Annotated in this window: 7 protein-coding genes; 1 reads left to right on the top strand and 6 read right to left on the bottom strand. The window is 28.7% G+C overall.

Annotation, left to right across the window (positions count from 1 at the left end; translation table 11 throughout):
* Positions 1-428 precede the first annotated feature (428 nt).
* Positions 429-977, bottom strand: a complete 549-nt coding sequence (locus tag WJW32_RS09735) for a reverse transcriptase domain-containing protein (protein ID WP_340257771.1) — start codon at positions 975-977, stop codon at positions 429-431.
* A 736-nt stretch (positions 978-1,713) separates the two neighbouring features.
* Between WJW32_RS09735 and WJW32_RS09730 the strand changes: the two genes are divergently transcribed.
* Positions 1,714-1,899: a hypothetical protein gene (locus WJW32_RS09730; protein ID WP_340257762.1), complete on the top strand. Its 186-nt coding sequence runs from the start codon at positions 1,714-1,716 to the stop codon at positions 1,897-1,899.
* 81 nt (positions 1,900-1,980) lie between these two features.
* Here WJW32_RS09730 and trpA read toward each other — a convergent pair whose 3' ends face one another.
* Genes trpA through trpD form a run of 5 tightly spaced genes read right to left on the bottom strand, consistent with a single transcriptional unit; the run spans position 1,981 to position 6,362 of the window.
* Positions 1,981-2,775: a tryptophan synthase subunit alpha gene (trpA, locus tag WJW32_RS09725; protein ID WP_340257760.1), complete on the bottom strand. Its 795-nt coding sequence runs from the start codon at positions 2,773-2,775 to the stop codon at positions 1,981-1,983.
* The gene (trpB, locus tag WJW32_RS09720) at positions 2,765-3,964 is read right to left on the bottom strand and encodes a tryptophan synthase subunit beta (protein ID WP_340257759.1); all 1,200 of its coding nucleotides are present in this window, start codon (positions 3,962-3,964) and stop codon (positions 2,765-2,767) included. The genes trpA and trpB overlap by 11 nt, the downstream gene beginning before the upstream one ends.
* A gap of 1 nt (position 3,965) precedes the next feature.
* Positions 3,966-4,568, bottom strand: a complete 603-nt coding sequence (locus tag WJW32_RS09715; protein WP_340257757.1) for a phosphoribosylanthranilate isomerase — start codon at positions 4,566-4,568, stop codon at positions 3,966-3,968.
* 1 nt (position 4,569) lies between these two features.
* A complete protein-coding gene (gene trpC / locus WJW32_RS09710) occupies positions 4,570-5,346 on the bottom strand; it encodes an indole-3-glycerol phosphate synthase TrpC (RefSeq protein WP_340257756.1) in 777 nt (258 codons plus the stop codon).
* A complete protein-coding gene (gene trpD / locus WJW32_RS09705) occupies positions 5,343-6,362 on the bottom strand; it encodes an anthranilate phosphoribosyltransferase (RefSeq protein WP_340257754.1) in 1,020 nt (339 codons plus the stop codon). The genes trpC and trpD overlap by 4 nt, the downstream gene beginning before the upstream one ends.
* Positions 6,363-6,378 lie beyond the last annotated feature (16 nt).

Below are 6,378 nucleotides of genomic sequence, written 5' to 3'. Positions count from 1 at the left end.
TTTATCGTTTAATATTCCGTTGAAAAATTTGAGTGTTTAAGCAACGGAATTCGTTAGAATTCGTTGGCGCCATGAAATTTTGACCGTGTGTTTAGGGAGTTTCTCAAATTTTAGGAATATTAATAAGATAAAATCTTAGTTATATTCAAAATATCGTTGTATTCGCGGTATTTGTATAGATAGTTTTTAATAAACCACAGACCCTAAAAAAATAACCCAGATTTCGTTTGTACGAAATCTAGGTAGTAAACCAATTTCAAACAATCTCTCTTTTATAGTACACTCACTTTCAAATGTATGTATAAATATGTATTCATTCTGGAATATCCATGTTAGGCCCTATTGTAATGGAAAAATAATATCTTTAGATGTCCTTTAAGAAGCTAAAAAGAGAGTATTACTAGAAGAATCTATAATTAAAGAAAAAATTAATCAGCTATATGATAGAATGTAAATCCAAGAAACTTCCTTCTTGTGGGTCTATCTACTGCACTTTTCTCTTTATTTACTTTTAGTTTTAATTTCTTTTCGAGGAACTTTGTTATACTCTCCATGACTCTTTTTCCTGCTCTTTCAGATTTTACGAATATATTAAAGTCATCAGCATATCTACAAAATTTGTGTCTTCTTATTTCTAATTCCTTACCTAAATCATCTAGTAATATATTTGCTAAAAGTGGACTTAGTGGTCCTCCTTGAGGAGTTCCTTCTTTACTTCTTACAAAAATTCCATTTAACATAATACCTGATTTTAGGTAAAGATGAATAAGTTTTAAAACCCTCTTATCTTTAACTCTTCTAGATACCTTATGCATCAATATATCGTGATTTACACTATCGAAAAATTTCTCAAGGTCCATATCTACGACATATTTATATCCTTTGTTCATATATTCTTTAACCTTTAAAACAGCGTCATGTGCACTTCTTCCTAGTCTAAAGCCAAAACTGCTATTAGATACGTTCGGAGCAAATATATTTTCTAATTAAATACATATCCATTTTCAAGCCACTGTTTCTTTGCTTTATATCCTTCCTAAATTTGTATATATTGTAAAAATAATTCAAATCTGTATTTATAGAACTATCGTATTATAGTTAAATACAGTTTAAATTCTGAAAGATTTACACGAGGAATACTAATAGCATCAAATACTTCTAATATTCTAGTATTTAATATTTTTTGCACCATAACATTTTGGTATTCCCAAAAAAAAACAAAAAAATTTATAAAAGCTATTGACATGTCATAAATTGAATGTTATTATACATTAAGGCAATTTTCTGAAGAATGTAAATTTTCCGAAAATAAATTCAACATTCGGTTATTAATCAAATTATAGAAGGAGGGAATTTAATCATGACAATACTCATACTAAAAGGATTATTAAAGCAATCAGTTATTATTAGCATTATAATTATTAATGTCATTATTAACGGCATTAATAATGTTATTATTAATGCCATTGTTAAAGCTATCTTATTGTTCAATAAAAAAATAATATATCCTTTTAATATGAGCTCATTTCTTATGAAGAAGCATAAATTGTTGTACTGTGTATGTCTATGATATTATATGTCTTCAATTATATCTTCATATGTATTTATGTTATGTTAGTTTCTATTTTTCAAGCATAATAAAGAAAGCTCATAAAGAGCTTTCTTTTTTTATATAAAAAATAATATTTTTTAAAAAATAAAGGAGGTAAAAACATGTATAACAAACAAGTAAAATTTAATGATGAAAAAAAAGCAGGGGTTACAAAATTTGAAAAGGTTAATAATAATAATAAAACTTGCAACAGTAATTTTGAGAAACAATCAAACAAAAAATATGCAGATTCAAATCTATTCTATCCAGTTAATTTCATGGGTGTAGGACGTATGTGTGAATATTAGAGTATGTAATCAAAGAATGTGTAAACGTCATATTTAAATTTTAAATTTAAATATGACGTTTTAACTGTATCTAGCTGTTATTTAATCAATAGCTTCATGCAGTTCACTTACAAAATTAAAAACTTGATCTTCAACAGATTCCTCTTCTATTCCTTTTTCAATTTTCTCAACAATCGCACTTCCAACGATCAGTCCATCACATAATCCCTTTAAATTTTTTATAGATTCTTTATTAGATATACCAAATCCAATGGCTAAAGGTGTCGTAGTATATTCCTTTACTTTATTTATAAAATTTGATAAATCTACTTCAAAACAATCTCTTGTTCCAGTTACTCCCTTTGATGAGATACAATAAACAAATCCTTCAGCATCTAAAACAATTTCTCTTATTCTATCTTCAGATGTAGGTGCAACTAAAGCAATTAAATCAATAGGGTAATCCTTCATAATATCATTTAATTCTCTTCTCTCTTCTAATGGTAAGTCTGGTATAATTAATCCATCAACTCCACTGTTTTGACACTTATCTAAAAACCTTACCATTCCATAACTATGAATAGTATTAAAATACACTAAAAACACAAGAGGTATTTCTGTCTTCTCTCTTATTTTTAAAACCATATCAAAAATAGAATCAATATTTGTTCCTGCTCTCAAAGCTCTTTGAGCTGCCCTTTGTATCACTGGACCATCAGCCAAAGGATCAGAATAAGGTATGCCTAGCTCAACAATATCAGCTCCTGCCTTTTCCATTTCAAATACTAAATTTAAGGTAGTATCTAGATCAGGATCTCCACTCGTTATATAAGTAATTAGTGCTTTTTCATTTTTTTCTCTTAATGTATTAAATTTTCCGCTTATTCTACTTTTCATTTTTTGTTCCCCCTATAACATTTAATATTGTATTTACATCTTTATCTCCTCTACCTGATAAATTCAGTACAATTATGTCATCTTTTTTTGTATTTGGCGCTAACTTCATTAAATAAGCCACTGCATGAGAACTTTCAAGTGCAGGAATAATACCTTCTACTTTTGTTAGATATTGAAATGCATTTACTGCTTCATCATCATTTATCGCTTCATATTTTACTCTACCTATAGAATGATAATATGCATGTTCTGGCCCTATTCCTGGATAATCAAGCCCAGCTGATATAGAGTGTACTGGTGTAATTTGACCATATTCATCTTGAAGTAAATATGTTATCATCCCATGTATTACACCTATAGAGCCCTTGCTAATAGTAGCTGCATGTTTATCTGTATCAACTCCAAGTCCTCCTGCTTCTACACCATATATTTTTATATCTTTTTCTTGTGCAAATGGGTAAAATAATCCCATGGCATTACTTCCTCCTCCTACACAAGCGATTAAATAATCTGGATTTCTTCCTTCTTTTTGGAATATTTGTTCTTTAACCTCATCACCAATGATCCTTTGAAAATCTCTTACCATCGTTGGATAAGGATGAGGTCCTACAACAGAACCAATAACATAAAATGTGTTTTCAACATTAGTGACCCAATCTCTAATAGCTTCATTTGTAGCATCCTTTAAAGTTCCTGTACCTGAGGCTACAGAATTTACTTTTGCACCTAATAATCTCATTTTAAATACATTCAACGATTGTCTTTCTATATCTTCTTCTCCCATATAAACTTCACATTCTAATCCAAACATGGCACATATTGTAGCAGTTGCAACTCCATGCTGACCTGCTCCTGTTTCTGCTATAATACGTTTTTTTCCCATTCTTCTTGCTAATAAAACCTGCCCAATAACATTGTTGATTTTATGCGCACCTGTATGATTTAAGTCCTCTCTTTTTAAGTATATTTTTCCCCCTCCTAACTTTTCTGTTAGATTTTTTGCAAAATATAATGGTGTAGGTCTTCCTGAATACTCCTTAACATAATATTTATATTCATTTTGAAAATTTTCATCATTTTTTGCTTTTATATACTCTCTTTCTAGTTCTATTAATGCATTCATCAAAGTCTCTGGTACAAATTGTCCTCCAAATTTACCAAATCTTTTTGGCATATCTAATTTACTCATTTTATCCCCTCACACTTTCTATAATTTTTTTTATTTTTTCAAAATTCTTTACTCCATTTACTTCAACACCACTGCTTAAATCTACAACATGCGGCTTTATAGTTTTTATTGCTTTTTTTATATTTTCACATTTAAGACCTCCTGCTAAAATAACAAATTTATCTTTATTTATATCTGATACTATATCCCAATTAAATATTTTTCCTGTTCCTCCATACTGTCCTTTTACAAAAGTGTCTAGTAAAAAACCTTTTACAGGATATGATTCTAATTCCTTTAAACTTGTTTCGTCTCTTATTCTAAATGCTTTCCATATTTCATAATCAAACCTATTACAATACATAGGACTTTCATCTCCATGAAATTGAAGTATATCTAAATCACAATATTTTGCTATTTCATTTACTTCTTCAAAAGAGTTGTTTAAAAAAACTCCTACTTTTTTTATATTTTTATCTAAAATATCTATTAGTTCTTTTGCTTTGTATTTATCTATTTGTCTAATGCTTTTTGTGAATACAAATCCAACATAATCTGGTTGTAACTCATTTACATATAAAATATCTTCTTCTCTTTTGAGTCCACATATTTTTACTTTCGTCAATCTATATCCCCCTAAGCTCATCTAATTTTTCATTTATACATTTTGATTTCATTAAACTTTCTCCTATAAGCACTCCATTCACTTCTAAGCCTTCAAAAAATTTCATATCATTTCTTGTATTTATCCCACTTTCACTTACTATAATCTTATCTTTTGGTATTAGTTTTATTAGCTTTTCTGTTGTTTTAATATCTGTTTTAAATGTCTTTAAATCTCTATTGTTAATTCCAATTATTTTTGTTTCTGTATTTAATACCATGTCTAATTCAGTTTCATTATGTATTTCTACTAGGCAGTCAAGTTCTATTTCTTTTGCTATATTTTGAAATTTAATCAGTTTATCTTTAGATAAAATAGCTGCAATTAAAAGTATTGCATCCGCTCCTAATAACTTAGATTGATAAATTTGGTATGGATCGATAATAAAATCTTTTCTTAAAATAGGAACAGAAGTTATTTTTTTTATTTCAGATAAATACTCATTGTTTCCTTGAAAAAACTTATCTTCTGTTAATACAGATACAGCACTTACATTATTTTTTTCATATTCCTTTGCTATATAAATTGGATCAAAAGCTTCTTTTATAATGCCCTTTGATGGAGATGCTTTTTTTACTTCTGCTATAATATTTAATTCTTGATTATCAGCTATGGCTTTTTCAAAATCTCTTGTTTTACTACAGTTGTCTAACTTAGAAAGAATTTCATCAATACTAGTGATTTTCTTTTCTTCTTCTATCTTTTTTATTTTGTAATCTACGATTTCATCTAAAATCATTTTTTCATCTCCTGGCTTAGTTCAATAAGTTGATTCAACTTCTTTAATGCAAAGCCATTATCTAGTACTTCTTTTGCCTTATTAATTCCATCTTCTAAAGAATCTGCCTGTTTCCCAACATATATAGCAGCCCCAGCATTTAGTAAAACTATATTTCTTCTTGCACCTTTTTCCCCATTTAATATTCTTAACATAATATCTGCATTATCTTTTATTTGTCCTCCTTGTATATCCTCTTTATTTGCTAGAGGTATATTAAAATCTATAGGATTAATATAGTAAGTACTTATATTATTATTTTTCAGCTCTGTTACCTTTGTTTTTGCAGTAGTAGTAATTTCATCTAATCCATCTAATCCGTGTACAACCATTGCTCTTTCAACACCTAACTCCTTTAAAACCCCTGCTAAAACCTCTGTAAGCTTTTCATCAAATACCCCAAGCACCTGTCCATTTACCCTAGCTGGATTTGTTAATGGACCAAGTACATTAAATATGGTTCTTATCCCCAATTCACTTCTTGAAGTTATTACATTCTTCATTAATTTGTGAAAATTAGGAGCAAACATAAATCCTACACCAATCTCTTCAACACACTTTTCTACTTCACAAGAATTTAAATCTATATTTATACCTAGTAATTCTAATACATCTGCACTTCCACATTTACTTGAAATAGATCTATTTCCATGCTTTACAACTGCAACTCCACAAGCTGATGCAATAAATGCTACTATAGTAGAAATGTTAAATGTATTTGCCCCATCTCCACCAGTTCCGCAAGTATCAATAGAATACTCTTTATTTATTTTTACATGTAATGATTTATCTCTCATTACTTTAGCACTTCCTGTAATTTCTTCTATCGTTTCTCCTTTTACTCTAAGTGCTGTTAAAAAAGATCCTATTTGTGCTGATGTTGCTTTTCCTTCCATGATCATATTCATAACATTGATCATTTCACATTCACTTAAATTTTCATTATTTACTAACTTATTAATTGCTTGTTTTATCACATATATGACCTCCAAT

Source organism: Tepidibacter sp. Z1-5 (assembly GCF_037844525.1).
Classification (GTDB): domain Bacteria; phylum Bacillota; class Clostridia; order Peptostreptococcales; family Peptostreptococcaceae; genus Tepidibacter_A.
Note: the sequence above shows the minus strand (reverse complement) of the source record. Positions and strands in the feature narration are given on the sequence as shown.

Excerpts from the sequence above, each read along its gene's own strand:
- WJW32_RS09730 (WP_340257762.1), top strand. The coding sequence starts at position 1,714 with ATGTATAACAAACAAGTAAAATTTAATGATGAAAAAAAAGCAGGGGTT.
- trpA (WP_340257760.1), bottom strand. The coding sequence starts at position 2,775 with ATGAAAAGTAGAATAAGCGGAAAATTTAATACATTAAGAGAAAAAAAT.
- trpB (WP_340257759.1), bottom strand. The coding sequence starts at position 3,964 with ATGAGTAAATTAGATATGCCAAAAAGATTTGGTAAATTTGGAGGACAA.
- trpC (WP_340257756.1), bottom strand. The coding sequence starts at position 5,346 with ATGATTTTAGATGAAATCGTAGATTACAAAATAAAAAAGATAGAAGAA.